The 15,528-nt window shown below is 40.8% G+C and carries 11 protein-coding genes; 6 read left to right on the forward strand and 5 right to left on the reverse strand.

Annotated features, from left to right (window positions below; genetic code table 11):
• Positions 1-46: 46 nt before the first annotated feature.
• On the reverse strand, positions 47-2,167 hold the full coding sequence (gene scpA / locus NY014_RS15760) for a methylmalonyl-CoA mutase (RefSeq protein ID WP_259415498.1): 2,121 nt from the start codon (positions 2,165-2,167) through the stop codon (positions 47-49).
• Positions 2,164-3,567 (reverse strand): methylmalonyl-CoA mutase family protein, encoded by a 1,404-nt coding sequence (locus NY014_RS15765; RefSeq protein ID WP_259415499.1) that lies wholly within the window; start codon positions 3,565-3,567, stop codon positions 2,164-2,166. Before NY014_RS15765 ends, scpA begins: the two co-directional genes overlap by 4 nt.
• Positions 3,568-3,944: 377 nt before the next feature.
• Between NY014_RS15765 and dnaA the strand changes: the two genes are divergently transcribed.
• Positions 3,945-5,375, forward strand: a complete 1,431-nt coding sequence (dnaA, locus tag NY014_RS15770; protein ID WP_259415500.1) for a chromosomal replication initiator protein DnaA — start codon at positions 3,945-3,947, stop codon at positions 5,373-5,375.
• Between the two features lie 3 nt (positions 5,376-5,378).
• On the opposite strand, the gene NY014_RS15775 is transcribed toward dnaA, so the two are convergent.
• Both NY014_RS15775 and NY014_RS15780 read right to left on the reverse strand, forming a co-directional pair.
• Positions 5,379-5,792, reverse strand: coding sequence for a nucleotidyltransferase substrate binding protein (locus NY014_RS15775; RefSeq protein ID WP_259415501.1), 414 nt, complete (start codon positions 5,790-5,792; stop codon positions 5,379-5,381).
• A gap of 75 nt (positions 5,793-5,867) precedes the next feature.
• A complete protein-coding gene (locus tag NY014_RS15780) occupies positions 5,868-7,316 on the reverse strand; it encodes a S1C family serine protease (protein WP_259415502.1) in 1,449 nt (482 codons plus the stop codon).
• A 204-nt stretch (positions 7,317-7,520) separates the two neighbouring features.
• On the opposite strand from NY014_RS15780, the gene NY014_RS15785 reads away from it, so the two are divergent.
• From NY014_RS15785 to NY014_RS15805, 5 genes are all read left to right on the forward strand, one after another.
• A complete protein-coding gene (locus NY014_RS15785; protein ID WP_259415503.1) occupies positions 7,521-8,687 on the forward strand; it encodes a 1-deoxy-D-xylulose-5-phosphate reductoisomerase in 1,167 nt (388 codons plus the stop codon).
• Positions 8,687-10,003 (forward strand): RIP metalloprotease RseP, encoded by a 1,317-nt coding sequence (rseP, locus tag NY014_RS15790; protein WP_259415504.1) that lies wholly within the window; start codon positions 8,687-8,689, stop codon positions 10,001-10,003. The genes NY014_RS15785 and rseP overlap by 1 nt, the downstream gene beginning before the upstream one ends.
• A gap of 183 nt (positions 10,004-10,186) precedes the next feature.
• On the forward strand, positions 10,187-12,661 hold the full coding sequence (gene lon, locus NY014_RS15795) for an endopeptidase La (RefSeq protein ID WP_259415505.1): 2,475 nt from the start codon (positions 10,187-10,189) through the stop codon (positions 12,659-12,661).
• A gap of 73 nt (positions 12,662-12,734) precedes the next feature.
• On the forward strand, positions 12,735-14,126 hold the full coding sequence (gene hslU, locus NY014_RS15800) for an ATP-dependent protease ATPase subunit HslU (RefSeq protein WP_259415506.1): 1,392 nt from the start codon (positions 12,735-12,737) through the stop codon (positions 14,124-14,126).
• 127 nt (positions 14,127-14,253) lie between these two features.
• On the forward strand, positions 14,254-14,988 hold the full coding sequence (locus NY014_RS15805) for an SDR family NAD(P)-dependent oxidoreductase (protein ID WP_259415507.1): 735 nt from the start codon (positions 14,254-14,256) through the stop codon (positions 14,986-14,988).
• Here NY014_RS15805 and NY014_RS15810 read toward each other — a convergent pair.
• Positions 14,985-15,476 (reverse strand): SixA phosphatase family protein, encoded by a 492-nt coding sequence (locus NY014_RS15810; protein ID WP_259415508.1) that lies wholly within the window; start codon positions 15,474-15,476, stop codon positions 14,985-14,987. The two genes, NY014_RS15805 and NY014_RS15810, sit on opposite strands and share 4 nt — an antisense overlap.
• Positions 15,477-15,528: the final 52 nt, after the last annotated feature.

Genomic DNA, 15,528 nt, shown 5'->3' on the forward strand with positions numbered 1-15,528 from the left:
CCAAAATTCTTCAAAGCTCAAGTGAAAGACGATTCAATAATCCCCTCTATGCCATTAATTTGTGTAAAATCTTGATGGCTGCTTCCGAAAGAACAGTTCCTGGACCAAACACTTCTGAAACTCCTGCATTGTAAAGAAATTTGTAATCCTTTGGAGGAATTACTCCTCCTGCCACAACCATAATATCTGGCCTTCCCTGTTTTTTGAGCTCTTCGATAAGTTGCGGAATTAGCGTTTTATGACCAGCTGCCAGAGAAGATGCACCTACGATATGCACATCATTTTCTATCGCTTGGGTTGCTACTTCCTCAGGAGTTTGGAATAGAGGGCCAATGTCTACATCGAATCCCATATCGGCAAAACCGGTTGCAATGACTTTTGCTCCACGGTCATGCCCATCTTGCCCCATTTTCGCCACGAGGATTCTAGGTCTTCGCCCCTCCATAGCAGCGAATTGGTCAGATAGTTCTATAGCTTTTTTGAATGAATCTTGATTTTTCACTTCTCCAGCATAAACACCAGTGACAGATTTGGTTTGGGCTTGATGTCTTCCAAATACCTTTTCCATGGCCTCTGAAATCTCACCTAATGTAGCGCGATTTCGAGCCGCTTGAACTGCTAAATCTAATAAGTTTCCGTTTTTTTCCTGAGCTGCTTTAGTAATTGCTTCTAAGGATTTTTGTACTTCCTCTTCGTTTCTTTTTGCTTTAACTTTCTGAATTCGCTCAATTTGAGAAAGTCTCACAGACTGATTATCGACCTCTAACAATTCAATGTCAGATTCCTCCTCAACTTGGAATCGATTAACTCCCACAATGATATCTTGACCGCTGTCAATTCGAGCTTGTTTTTTGGCAGCTGCTTCTTCAATTCTAAGTTTTGGAACGCCGGCTTCTATTGCTTTTGCCATACCGCCTAGACTTTCCACTTCCTCAATCAAGGTCCACGCCCGTTGGACAAGTTGATCAGTAAGATATTCTACGTAAAGAGAGCCACCCCAAGGGTCCACTACCTGCGTTATTCCAAGCTCTTCTTGAAGAATCAATTGAGTGTTTCGAGCGATTCTAGCAGAAAAATCCGTTGGAAGGGCAATGGCTTCATCCAAGGAGTTGGTGTGCAGAGATTGCGTATGTCCCATGGCAGCTCCAAGAGCTTCCACTGCCGTTCGGGTAATATTGTTGAAAGGATCTTGCTCGGTCAATGACCAACCGGAAGTTTGGCAATGCGTTCGCAGTGCCATTGATTTTGGGTTTTTAGGATTGAACTGCTTCACAATTTTTGCCCAAAGCAATCTTCCTGCCCTCATTTTGGCAATTTCCATGAAGTAGTTCATTCCAATCGCCCAGAAAAATGAGAGTCGAGGGGCAAAGTCATCAATATCCAATCCCGCCTGAATCCCTGTTCTTAAATATTCCAATCCATCTGCTAAGGTATAAGCCAATTCCAAATCTGCTGTTGCCCCGGCCTCCTGCATGTGATAGCCGGAAATAGAAATGGAATTGAATCGAGGCATGTTTTTCGAAGTATATTCAAAAATATCTGCGATAATCCGCATGCTTGGAGCAGGAGGATAGATGTAGGTATTGCGAACCATGAACTCCTTCAAAATATCGTTTTGAATGGTTCCGCTTAGCTTTTCTGGAGAAACTCTTTGCTCTTCCGCTGCAACGATATAGAAGGCCAAAATTGGAATTACAGCCCCATTCATCGTCATGGAAACAGACATTTGATCCAACGGAATTTGATCAAAAAGCAGTTTCATGTCTTCTACCGTATCAATGGCTACTCCTGCTTTTCCTACATCTCCAACAACCCGAGGATGATCCGAATCATACCCTCGATGAGTTGGAAGGTCGAAGGCTACTGATAAGCCTTTTTGGCCTGCAGCTAAATTTCTTCTATAAAAAGCATTGGATTCTTCCGCAGTTGAAAATCCTGCATATTGACGAATGGTCCAAGGCCGCATGACATACATGCTGCTGTATGGACCGCGCAAATAAGGTGGAAGGCCAGCTGAAAAACCAAGATGGCCTAATTGCTTTATCTCCTTTGGGTCAAAAGTCGATGGCACATTTATTTTCTCAGGAGCAAGCCAAAATGAAGCTCTTTCTGTCTGAGAAGAGTTCGCTTTTGTATTTATTTTCCAATTGCTGAAATCTGGTCTCATGCCTGAAGGGTTTCTTGTTCGATAAGGTAACTTTCTCTGCTAGCAAGGAGCTGAAATTCTTTTTCAGGGATGGGCTTAAATCGTAAATTATTGATCAATTTACCACTTGCTAGGTAGCGATTAACACCGACCTCGCTAAGCTGATTTTCATAAATGGCTTTTTGGATAGCTTCCCGCTCTGCGCGCACGAGCTTGTGAATTTCTCTTTTTTGGAACGCTTTAAACCAGCCTCCTTCTGTCTCTGTTTTGCTAATTTCATCAATGCATGAATTGATAAAATCCTCCATCAGAGTTTCTATATAATAGCTTCCGGCAGTCGGATCCATAACCTTATCTAGATGACTTTCTTCACGAAGAATACTGGAAATATTTCTTGCTACCCGCTTCGAAAGGGTAGAAGCATTTTCTCCTTCAATCGGCCTAATCCAAAGGGTGTTACATCCCCCTAAAATGGCAGAAATTGCCTCATAGGTTTGACGGATGAAGTTATTGTTTTGATCTATCAGGCTTTTCGTCCAAAGGCTGGATGAGACAATCAAGTGAATTTGGGAAGGAGAAATGGTTACTCCGAATTTTTCTCCCAACGCGGGAATCAAAACTCGAAGGCTTTTGAGCTTGACCATTTCAGGAAAATGGTCTCGTCCTGCACAAGAATGAAAAGCCAGGTTTTCAAAAATGTCCTTAGGAGACAAACCTGAATTCTGAAGTCCATCCACTAGCTCGATTATTTCTGATAATCCTAGAAATGTTTCCGTAATCCCACTTGTGCCTGCATTTGCGTAGCGAGCAAAATTGATGGTTAAAGCTTGAAAATGAGGGAATTCCTTGGAAGAATCAATCAATTTTTGAACTAGTTCCAGGTTTTTATTCCAATCTGAATTATTCTCAAAAAGGGCATCAGCTGGAGACCAAAGAATTGCACCTTTCAGTTTTTCTTTTGGTAGTCCTGATTTTTCTATAAAGTCAAAAAACTCAAAAAGAGATTCAGGCTTGTCGGAATCGGGCGTGATATAAATATGGATGTATTCCAATAGTACATTCTTTAGGACCTTTTCCCAATCCATTGACTTTTGGCAATGAATTACCAAGGCATCAGCCCCATTTTGAAGGTGGTTGAGAATTTCCTTGTTAGAGGAAAGTGAGTCGCTTGGGAAAATTTCTACTGCATTTGCCCATTGTCTTGGGCCCAAGGCAGGGATTTCAACCGGTTCATGGAAATCCATTGCAGTCGCATGGAAGCCAGTATCGGAGGAATCATAATAAGGGTGCTGTTTGATTTTCCCCCAAACAGTACTCACTAGGGTCTTTTCAAAATCTTTTCCTTTCAAGTCTTTTTCAACTTGACTTTTCCATTTTGATTTGTCGGAAGGGGAAAAAGGAAAAAAATCCGGATCAGTCATTATTTGGTTTTTGGGTTTGTATTCTTTCTAAATCGTTAGCTATTCAAAATTAATGAAAGAGCCGGGATTGTATGAAAAAGAATTTTTTAATGGAAAAATCACTTTTCGAAAAGCCTTCATAAGATCAATTTGGAGCAGGAAATTGATCATTCCTATGATGAGTGAAATTGTAACTGATTCAGTCGTTTTTTATCTCTGGATTTTATCGACGAAAAAATAAAGATTGAATTTTATTGAACTGTATAATAAAGAATCCCGCACCAGTCCAAATTTTCAATATTTCAAGGGCTTTTCAATTTTTAATTTAATTGATTTTTGTTCAAATTTGACTCCCTTGTTGAAACCCGACCGGTTATAACTTTTCAGAAAACCTTCGAATGAGTTCAGAAGCTAGCGCAGTATGGAATGAGTGTCTACGTGTCATAGAGCAACACGTTAGCGAGCAGAGCTTTTCTACTTGGTTTAAACCAATTAATCCGGTCAAGTTGGAAGGTACTTCTCTGACTATTCAGGTTCCTAGTCAATTTTTTTATGAATGGCTGGAAGACAATTACATACAAGAGCTAAAGCTTGCGATCAAAACTGTCTTGGGGCAAAGTGGACGCTTGGAGTATGCTGTAGTTGTGGATAGAGGGAATTCAGCAAATCAGCCTTATGTGGTTTCTTATCCTCAGGGTAATCATGGTAATAAAAAGGCAAATGTTACCTCTTCCGACGCTCAGGATCAGAAAAAAAGCCCTTTCCAAATGGAAAGTTTGGGGGATGAAATGTTGACCCAAAGCAACCTAAATCCAAATTATACTTTCAGTACCTACATAGAGGGAGATTGTAATCGATTGGCTCGTTCGGCAGGTTTTGCTGTGGCAACCAAGCCTGGGATTACTTCTTTTAATCCTCTTATGGTTTATGGTGGAGTAGGATTAGGGAAAACACATTTGGTTCAAGCGATCGGGAACGAGATTAAAAACGGGCCGGAAGATAAATTCGTCTTGTACGTTTCCTCTGAAAAATTCGTTAATCAATTCATGGATTCCATCAAGGATGGAAATGTGAAGAGTTTCACGAATTTCTATATGCAGGTGGATGTTCTGATTATCGATGATATTCAATTCCTAGCAGGCAAGGATCGTACACAGGAGATGTTCTTCCATATTTTTAACCACCTTCATCAAAGTAAAAAGCAGATTATCATGACCTCGGATTGCCCTCCGAGAGATTTGAAAGGTCTGGAGGAGCGTTTGCTTTCTCGATTTAAATGGGGATTGACCGCTGACCTTCAAATGCCAGATTTCGAAACAAGAGTCGCAATTATCCGGAGGAAAATGCAGTCGGAGGGAATTTTTATTCCTGATGATGTGGTCGAATATCTTGCTTACACAGTAGATACCAATGTTCGGGAATTAGAGGGGATTTTGATTTCCTTAATTGCTCATGCTTCGCTCAATCGAGTAGAAATCGATCTTCAATTGGCCAAAGCGGTCATGAAGAATATTATCAGGGATATTGAAACTGAGGTTGGTATTGATTTTATTCAAAAAACCGTTTCGGAGTATTTCGGTATTGAATTAGATGATTTGAAGGCAAAGACGAGAAAAAAGGAAATCGTAATCGCTCGTCAGGTTGCTATGTATTTTTCGAAAGAGTTTACCAATCATTCACTCAAGTCGATTGGCTATCATTTTGGTGGTAGGGATCACTCTACAGTTATCCATGCATTGACTACTGTCAATGATATGATGGATACTGATACGAACTTCAAAAACTCAGTGAATGAGTTGAAAAAGAAGTTTAAAATGCGCTCATATTAAAAACTAATAGAGCTTTTTCTCCATCGTATCTTCAAATTTTTCCAGGAGTTGGATGTATTTGTGGCAAATATTATCCAAGAACTTTCTCTGTGTATCTAATGCATAAATCGGATTATATTGAATCCGGTCAATTACCATATCAAGCCATTCTTTCCCATCATCAATCAAATCAGCGTGAAAAGCTTCAACTGTCAAATCTCTGGAGCCTGAAAAAGGACCTTTGCCCTGATTTTTTAAATAAGTTTTGATGACCTTCAAGGCGAGCTCATGGGCAACTTCGAAATTTGCAATAAGTTCTCGGCTATAAACTTCTGAAAGCTCTTTGTTTTTGGATTGCTGGACAAAAAGGCGAAGATCTTCCAGCGCTACTTTAAACTGTTCAAAACACTGTTCGCAAGATGGTGGGAGAGATTTCATAAGGCAGCTCTTTCTTAAATCTAAAGAATATTTTGATAGGATACCAAGGAAAAAGAGAAGGCTGAAGCCCTCTCTTTATCTAACAGTATAACTTTGCATGAAGGGCTGACCATTCGGTGCAACACCTTCCAAAAGCAGTTTGCCACTAAAATCCTCCAAGAATTTCCCAACTTTTTCAGGGTCCTTGGCTGGTTCTCGATTGATTTGAGTCAAAACAAATCCATCCCGTAAGCCTAAGTCTCTTAAATAGCCTCTTGTAAGTGCTGTGATTTTGATTCCGTAGGAGATGTCTAATCTATCTTTTTCAATTGCATTGACAGCTTCTAATCTGGCACCCAAAAGTCTGGAGCTATAATATTCTCGCTTCAGGACACCTGTTCCTCCTTCTAGGTTTTGAAGGGTTAAGGTAGCAATGTTTAATTTTCCCTCCCGAGTGAAAGAAACTTTGATTTGATCTCCTGGATAGTGGTAGGAAAGTGCTTCTTCAAAGCTTCCCATCCCGGTGATTTTTTGGTCATCAATTTGTACTATTACATCACTTCTTTTTATCCCTGCGGACTCAGCAGCTCCTTCCCGAATCACATGGGTGACAATGACTCCGTCCAAGGATTCTATGTCCATTTCTTCAGCCAATTCAGGCGTGATTTCAACAGCCTCGATTCCCGGAATAGCTTTCTGTACCTCTCCGTATTTGATTAGGTCATTGGCAACTTTCATAGCGATATCAACAGGCACAGCAAAGCCATAGCCTGTATAGGAACCTGTTCGGGAAAGAATGGCAGTATTGATTCCAACCAATTCTCCTTCTACATTGACCAAAGCACCTCCGGAGTTTCCCGGGTTAATGGGTGCGTCAGTTTGAATAAAGCTTTCCAGTGGAAAATCACCACCAAGAATATTGATTTGGCGCTCCTTTGCTGAAACAATTCCAGCGGTAACAGTGGAAGTTAGGTTGAAAGGGTTTCCAACAGCAATTACCCATTCTCCGATTTGAAGATCTCGTGAACTTCCTCGTTTGATAGCAGGAAGATTCTCGGCGTCAATTTTTAAAACAGCGATGTCTGTGTTTTTATCCGTCCCTACCAAGCGAGCTTGATAAGTTCGTTTTTTATGGATGACTTCAATAGTCTCAGCTCGGTCAATTACATGGTTATTGGTAACGATATAGCCATCGTCAGAAATGATTACGCCAGATCCGGTACTGACTTGTTGAGTTGGACCTGTCCCGAAGAAAAAGTCGAACATACTATACCTTCTTGGATCACTCCCGGAGAAGTTTTTAATGAAGACAACTGATTCGGTGCTGTTTTCCGAAGCTGCCACAAACGAAATGGGAGGATTGGTCGAAAAAGTCCGTGGTGCTGGTTCAAAATCTTCACGAACAGAAAATGTACTGCTTTCTTCAACTTTGATAGGCTTGGTTTCAGAAGATTCCTCTGGATTAAAATCAGTAACACTCCAAAAAGCTGCTCCGGCTATACCTGCCATGAACCCAATTGCTGTTGTTTTGAATAGATTTTCCATGCTTTTCCGTTTTTCAACCTGACGATCAAAATTCATTTCCGTTGGACGAATTCACATCTTTTAAGGATATTCTGTCTCAAAAACTTTTCCGAAGGGGAAAAACTGACGAATTGTACAAGGAAAAGTCTCCGCATCTTGTAATTTTGTCAGCCATCACCAAAACTTTCTTTTTTAAGGGCTGGTTAATTTTCAAAATATAAATACATGTCAGAATTGAAGCGCGTAGCCATCTTGGGTAGTACCGGCAGTATTGGTAGACAAACCCTTGAGGTGATTCGTCAGCATCCTGAGGACTTTCAAGTCGAGGTGTTGACCGCTCAAAACAATTGCGATTTACTGATTAAGCAGGCTTTGGAATTTCAGCCCAATGCGGTAGTCATTACCAATGAGTCTAAGTATCAAGTGGTAAAAGATGCTTTGATACCTCATGACATCAAAGTTTTTGCAGGTCCAAAAGCATTAGCGCAGGTAGTGGAGATGGAAACTATCGATGTGGTTTTGACTGCATTAGTTGGTTATTCAGGCTTGATTCCTACCGTTCAGGCTATTCGGGCTGGAAAACAAATTGCCTTAGCTAATAAGGAGACTCTTGTGGTAGCCGGTGAAATCATCACCCAACTTGCCAAAGAAAACGCAGTAAATATTTATCCTGTGGATTCGGAGCATTCGGCAATTTTCCAATGTTTGGTAGGAGAGTGGCATAACCCAATCGAAAAAATCATTTTGACCGCTTCGGGAGGACCATTCAGAGGAAAAGATCGGCAGTTTCTGGAATCAGTTACCAAAGAGCAAGCACTCAAACATCCTAATTGGGATATGGGAGCGAAAATCACCATCGATTCGGCTTCCTTGATGAACAAAGGTTTGGAGGTGATTGAGGCTAAATGGCTTTTCGGATTGAATAGTGATCAGATAGATGTAGTAGTCCATCCTCAAAGTATTATTCATTCTTTGATTCAATTTGAAGATGGATCAATAAAAGCACAACTAGGGCTTCCCGATATGCGTATCCCAATTCAGTTTGCTTTGAGCTACCCGCATCGTCTTAAAAGTGACTTTGAGCGGTTTGATTTCTTAAATTATCCCAATTTGACTTTCGAACAGCCTGATTTAAAAACTTTCCGGAACCTTCAACTGGCTTTTGATGCTTTGCAAAAAGGAGGTAACGCTCCTTGTATGCTCAATGCAGCCAATGAAATTGCCGTAGAGGCTTTTCTTAAAGATCAGATTGGATTTTTGCAGATGTCCGAGTTGATTGAAAACGCAATGAACCGAGCGGATTTCATCAGCCATCCGAGTTTGGAGGATTATGTGGCGAGTGATGAGCAGGTTCGAACTATTTCCAAAGAATTAATAAAACAGTACGTATAATGGATACATTGATTATGGTGGGCCAGCTTTTACTGGGATTGTCTATCCTGGTAGGATTACACGAGTTGGGGCACTTATTGACTGCCAAGCTTTTTGGCATGCGAGTAGAAAAATTTTCAATTGGTTTCCCTCCAAAGATTGCAGGCTTTCAATGGGGAGAAACTGAATATTCTATAGGAGCGATTCCACTAGGTGGATTTGTGAAAATTTCCGGGATGGTGGATGAATCTATGGACACTGAGCAATTGTCCTCAGAGCCTCAACCTTGGGAATTTCGATCAAAACCAGCTTGGCAACGTCTAATTGTGATGTTGGGAGGAATCATTGTGAATGTGATTACAGGCATTATAATCTTCGTGTTTTTGGTTTACAATAATGGCGAAACCTATTTTTCTAGAGACCAAATCATCGAAAATGGTATCGTAGCCTACGAATACGGAGAGTCAATCGGTCTTAAAACCGGTGACAAAATCATTGATGTAAATGGGCAGCCTTACCAAAGCTTGAATGAATTGAGCAGCGGAAGTGTCTTGCTTGCAGAAAATGGCTATTACACTGTAGATCGAAATGGTGAGCTAGTCAAGGTTGAAATCCCACGAGGTTTTATCAATTCATTTAACTCAGAGGAGGCGTTTTCCAAATTTGTTTCCATCCGTTATCCATTTGATCTCTATCAGGTGGCTCCGGATGAATCTGCTGCGGAAGCTGGATTGAAAAAAGGAGACAAAATCCTAGCTGTGAATGGAGAGCCAATCCAATACTTTGATGAATTGCAATCAGCTTTGGCTGAGTTGAAAAATCAAGAAGCTAACCTAGTTGTAGAATCTGATGGTGTTCGTGATACTATTGCAGTTGCAGTTTCCGCTGAAGGAACAATCGGCATTGCCGCCAATCCATTAATTGAGCCTGTAAAGCGTGATTATGCATTTGGGGAAGCCTTGAGTAAAGGAACTGAACGGGCTTTTAGCGTAGTAATTATTAATGCTAAGGCTTTGGGCAAAATGTTTACAGGAGAGGTTTCTGTAAAAAATGTCAGCGGTCCGATTGGCATGGCGAAGATCTATGGTGATTCTTGGGACTGGAGTAAGTTTTGGAGTATCACCGGGTTGATTTCCATGATATTGGCATTTATGAACCTACTTCCTATCCCTGCCTTAGATGGAGGGCATGTAATGTTCTTATTGTATGAGATGGTTTCAGGAAGAGCTCCATCGGATAGATTCTTGGAAAATGCTCAAAAAGTAGGAATGGCCATTCTATTGGTGTTGATGGTATTTGCGATCGGGAACGATATTTTGAAATTCATCACCGGTTAAGCATTAATTGAGGTATAGTCCCTAACTTAAACCGAGCTGAAAGGCTCGGTTTTTTTGACTCTGCCAATATGACCCTATTTCCCTTTGGCATACCGCTTGAACTTTGATTGCCCAACTAGAACAAAAAGAGTTTTAAATAGAAAATTTGCATTAAACCGACAGCTTGTCTGTCAAAATGTCTATATGAGCCAATTTGAAAAGTCCTTATTTGAAAATCTGATTGTCGGAGATTATGCCAATGAAGGGGATTTGATCCAGCTAATCACTGATGAAGAGGATGGTCAACAAGGTACCGAAGATTTTAAAGAACAAATCCCGATTTTATCGGTCCGCAATACAGTGCTTTTTCCAGGTGTTGTTATTCCAATTACAGTTGGAAGACAGCGATCTATCAAACTGGTCAAAAAAGCTCAGAAGGGTGACAAGCTTGTTGGAGTCTGTGCCCAAATCAATCCTAATGTGGATGATCCAGGATGGGAAGATATTTATCAGGTAGGTACTGTTGCCAAAATCATCAAGATGATTGTATTGCCTGATGGAAATACGACTATCATTATCCAGGGAAAGAAGCGCTTCCAGATTGAAGAACAGGTAACTGACGATCCTTATTTTGTGGCTAATGTGAAGTATTTGGACGAGAATTTCCCCAAATCTTCCAAAAGAGTTAAAGCCCTTGAGGAATCCTTAAAGGAAGCGGCAACCCGGATTTTGCACTTAAATCCTGAGATTCCTCGGGAGGCTCAGGTTGCATTGGATAATATTGATAATACGCCTTTTCTAACTCATTTTCTTTCCTCCAATATCAATGCTCCAGTAGAGTCTAAGCAAAAATTACTGGAAATAAATGATGGGGTTGAAAGAGCAACGTTGTTGCTGGAGTTCATGCTGAAGGATATTCAGATGCTAGAACTTAAATCTGAGATTCAGAAGAAGGTTCATACTGATATCGATCAGCAGCAGCGGGATTATTTCTTGCGTCAGCAGATGAAAATCCTTCAAACCGAACTGGGTGAAGAAGGTCCCGAAAAAGAAGTGGAGGATTTGCGAGCTCGAGGAGCTCAGAAAAACTGGCCACCAGAAGTAAAGAAGCACTTTGAAAAAGAGCTGGATAAAATTCTACGGATCAATCCATCCGCAGCTGAGTACCCTATTGCGCTCAACTATGCGGAAACCATGGTTGAGTTACCTTGGAATGAGTTTACCCAAGATAATTTCGATCTCAAGCATGCTCGAAAAGTCTTAGATACCGATCATTTTGGATTGGAAAAAGTCAAGGATAGAATCATCGAGTACTTGGCGGTCTTGAAATTGAAGCAAGATTTGAAAGGTCCTATCCTCTGCTTATATGGACCTCCGGGAGTAGGGAAGACCTCTCTTGGAAAATCTATAGCTGCTGCCTTGGGAAGAAAATATATCAGAATGTCTTTGGGTGGTCTGCATGATGAAGCTGAGATCCGGGGACATCGGAAAACCTATGTGGGGGCGATGCCTGGTAAGATCATCCAAAACATGAAGAAGGTGAAAACCTCCAATCCTGTTTTTGTTTTGGATGAAATCGATAAGCTTTCTTCGGATTTCAGAGGAGACCCAAGTTCTGCTTTCCTAGAAGTGCTTGATCCCGAGCAAAACTTTGCTTTCATGGATAACTTCTTGGAAGTGGAGTACGATTTGAGCAAGGTCCTGTTTATTGCCACCGCCAACTCATTAGATACTATTCAGCCTGCCCTAAGGGATAGAATGGAGATCATAGAAGTGACTGGCTATACCCAAGAGGAAAAAGTAGAGATTGCAAAGCGCCATTTGGTACCCAAGCAGCGAAAAGAACATGGCATAAAAGCTAATCAAATCCGCTTTGATAAATCTGCATTGGTAAAAATCATTGAAGATTATACCAGAGAATCAGGAGTTCGGAATTTGGAGCGAGCTATCGGAAAAGTAGTGCGTCATGTAGCTAAATCCATTGCTATGGAGGAGGAATACGAACCAAGAATCAATGCTGAAGCTATCAGAAAAATTCTAGGTGCGGAGATGTTTGATAAGGAAACCTACCAGGATAATTCAATTGCTGGTGTAGTGACTGGCTTAGCATGGACAAGTGTAGGTGGAGAAATTCTATTTATCGAATCTAGCTTGAGTCGTGGAAAAGGGCGTTTGACTCTTTCCGGACAGCTAGGAGATGTGATGAAGGAATCTGCCATGACTGCACTTTCCTATCTTAAATCCAGAGCAGATGAATTGGGTATAGATTACCGAATCTTTGACCAATATGACTTGCATATCCACGTTCCCGCTGGAGCAGTTCCAAAGGATGGACCATCGGCTGGAATCACCATGTTGACTGCAATGGCTTCTGTCTATACCCAGCGAAAAGTAAAAGTCAAATTGGCGATGACAGGAGAAATAAGTTTGATTGGAAAAGTGTTGCCAGTTGGAGGCATCAAGGAAAAAATCTTGGCTGCAAAACGCGCTGGAATCCGCGAAATTATCCTTTGCAAAAAGAATAAGCGAGATATAGACGAGATAAATGAAAACTACCTCAAGGGATTAGAGTTTCATTTTGTGGATACTGTCAGTGAGGTACTCGATATTGCTTTGCTCAAATCCAAAGTTGAGCATCCACTTCACTTCGTTTTTCAGGAGGATAAAAAGTCCAATTGAAAAGAAGAAGTGAGGCATAAAAAATAGATTCACTTACCTCGGAGGTAAGTTTCGCTTTTTAAACAATAAAAAAATGAATCAGACATTTTCACTTACTCCAAGGCAAATTGTTGAGGAGTTGGATAAATACATTATTGGTCAAGGCGACGCCAAGCGAAACGTGGCGATTGCTTTACGTAACCGGATCCGTAGGATGATGGTCAAAACGGATATTCAAAAGGATATTGTCCCAAATAATATCCTAATGATCGGTTCGACCGGTGTGGGTAAAACCGAAATAGCTAGAAGGTTAGCGAAAGTTGCTCAAGCCCCTTTCACAAAAGTGGAAGCTTCCAAATTTACCGAAGTCGGCTATGTGGGTCGCGATGTGGAAAGCATGGTTCGTGATTTGGTAGAGCAGGCCGTTCATTTGGTGCGAGAAGTAAAAAATGAAGCAGTCAAAGCCCGTGCTGCGGAAGCTGTAGAAGAGCAAATTCTGGATATCTTGATTCCACCTGTAAAAGGGGCGGGTTTTAGGACTCCACTTTCCATTACTCAAGAAGAGGAGCCCACAAATGATCAAGAGCTAAATGAGCGAACTCGTGAGCGGTTCAGAGAAAAACTACGAAATGGAGAGCTAGATGAACGAAAGATTGAAATCAATGTAAAGGCTTCTTCTCCAGTTGGAATTGGTATGATCGGAAACGGAATGATGGATGATGCCAGCATGGCTGGACTTCAGGATATGATATCCGGGATGATGCCTAAGCGAACCAAAAAACGAAAATTGAATATTGCTGAAGCAAGAAAAGTCCTGCTTGAGGAGGAAGTTTCCAAATTGGTTGATTTTGATGAGGTTAAGGAAGAGGCTATTAAACTTGCCGAAAACAATGGGATTATTTTCATTGATGAAATTGATAAAATTGCTTCCAAGTCAGGAAAAAATGGAGGGGGTCCAGATGTAAGCCGGGAAGGAGTGCAGAGAGACTTGCTCCCTATTGTGGAAGGATCTTCTGTAAATACCAAATATGGAGTAATCAATACGGATCATATTTTATTTATAGCCGCTGGGGCATTTCACGTCAGCAAACCTTCGGATCTTATTCCAGAGCTTCAAGGGCGTTTTCCAATTCGTGTAGAGTTAAATAGCCTTACCCAAGAGGATTTCTCCAGAATTCTTCGAGAGCCGAAAAATGCTTTAACAAAACAATACCAGGCTCTTTTTGATGCAGAAGGAGTTTCTTTGGAATTTAAGGATGAAGCCATTGAGGAAATTGCTCGGATCGCATTTTTGATCAATCAAGAAGTGGAAAATATCGGGGCAAGAAGACTTCATACAGTTATGTCTCATTTATTAAATGACTTCTTATTTGATGTGCCAGACAATATCGAACCTAACTCGAAAATCATGATTACTAAAGAAATGGTGCAAGATCGACTAAATTCCTTGGTAAAAAACAGAGATCTCTCTCAATACATTTTATAATAATCAACCCCGGATTTATCCGGGGTTTTTTTATGAATACGAGTTAAGACTGAATCAATTTCTTGAATTTTTGAATTTTGGGACGATCCTTGCTAGAAAGAAGTTATCACCCTGATAATCTTCACTTATGAATAAGTCTCTTGTCGTTATTACCGGTCATTCCAAAGGTTTAGGAAAAGCTCTTATGCATCATTACTTGGGTCTCGGTCATTTTGATGTGATTGGGATTTCCAGATCGACTTTGGATATGGAGTCCTCTCGCCTTCGTCAATTAAGCTTGGATCTTTCAGATTTGGATGTATTGAAAAATGAACTAGAAGAGGTATTTCCTAAAGAAGATTATCGGGATATAATTTTGATCAATAATGCAGGTTGGATAGGGGAGATCAAGCCAATCGGGAACATGCATCCGAGAGAAATGCGAGTTCAGGTTAATGTCAATTTATTGGCTCCTATGTATCTTACCAATGCGTTTATCAAAGCGTATAAGAATCATCCTTCACGAAAATTGGTTTGCAATATTTCCTCCGGAGCCGCAACCAGACCAGTTGCTGGATGGGGTGGGTACTGCAGTACCAAAGCAGCATTAGCCATGTTTACGATGGTAGCTAATAAAGAAAGTGGGTCTTCAGATTTTCGCTTTTTCAGTTTAGCTCCTGGTATCGTGGATACTGAGATGCAGGCTGAGATTCGGGAGGCAGCTGAGACAGATTTCCCTGAATTGAAGAAATTCTTGGAATTCAAAGAGCAGGGTGAATTAGTAAACCCAGAAGACGTAGCTAAAAAAATCGAGTTCTTGCTTAGTAATCCCGATCGGTTCCCCGAAGTGTCCCAGGATGTCCGGCAATATGAAATTTCCTAATCCTTCTTTTTGGGATAGTCTAAGTAAATCAGCTTTACATTTTCAGGTTTAAAGTCTTTCCAAGACTTTTCTTTCGATTGAAACCCACAAATTCCAGCCGTAGGTAAGTTGTCTAGCTCTATTCCTAGATAATGAATCAAGTCATTCATTCCTGGATTGTGACCTATCAAAAAAATGCAATCGGTTTTATCATCTTGTCGTTGGATGAATTGGAGATAAGTGTCTGCAGAAGCATGATAAAGGCCTTTTTCAAATTCAATTTTTTTGACGGGAAACTTTATTTCTTCGGCGATAAGATTAGCTGTTTCCTCTGCACGAAGTGCCGTCGATGAAATGATTTTATCTGGGCAAATTCCCTCCGATTTCAGCCGTTTTCCCATCTTGGGAGCATCCCTCAATCCCCTTGGAGCTAGAGGTCTATCGTGGTCATTTGACCAAGGTTCTTCCCATGAAGATTTTGCGTGACGGATTAAGTAGACTTTCTTCATGTTTTCGAAATAGAATTTTGAATTTTTTGATATTTATAAACAAATATTTACA

Source organism: Algoriphagus limi (assembly GCF_024919275.1).
GTDB lineage: Bacteria > Bacteroidota > Bacteroidia > Cytophagales > Cyclobacteriaceae > Algoriphagus > Algoriphagus limi.

Coding starts and splice junctions, on each gene's coding strand:
- NY014_RS15765 (WP_259415499.1), bottom strand. CDS start 3,567: ATGACTGATCCGGATTTTTTTCCTTTTTCCCCTTCCGACAAATCAAAA.
- NY014_RS15785 (WP_259415503.1), top strand. CDS start 7,521: ATGTCAGAATTGAAGCGCGTAGCCATCTTGGGTAGTACCGGCAGTATT.
- hslU (WP_259415506.1), top strand. CDS start 12,735: ATGAATCAGACATTTTCACTTACTCCAAGGCAAATTGTTGAGGAGTTG.
- NY014_RS15805 (WP_259415507.1), top strand. CDS start 14,254: ATGAATAAGTCTCTTGTCGTTATTACCGGTCATTCCAAAGGTTTAGGA.
- NY014_RS15810 (WP_259415508.1), bottom strand. CDS start 15,476: ATGAAGAAAGTCTACTTAATCCGTCACGCAAAATCTTCATGGGAAGAA.
- lon (WP_259415505.1), top strand. CDS start 10,187: ATGAGCCAATTTGAAAAGTCCTTATTTGAAAATCTGATTGTCGGAGAT.
- scpA (WP_259415498.1), bottom strand. CDS start 2,167: ATGAGACCAGATTTCAGCAATTGGAAAATAAATACAAAAGCGAACTCT.
- NY014_RS15780 (WP_259415502.1), bottom strand. CDS start 7,316: ATGGAAAATCTATTCAAAACAACAGCAATTGGGTTCATGGCAGGTATA.
- dnaA (WP_259415500.1), top strand. CDS start 3,945: ATGAGTTCAGAAGCTAGCGCAGTATGGAATGAGTGTCTACGTGTCATA.
- NY014_RS15775 (WP_259415501.1), bottom strand. CDS start 5,792: ATGAAATCTCTCCCACCATCTTGCGAACAGTGTTTTGAACAGTTTAAA.
- rseP (WP_259415504.1), top strand. CDS start 8,687: ATGGATACATTGATTATGGTGGGCCAGCTTTTACTGGGATTGTCTATC.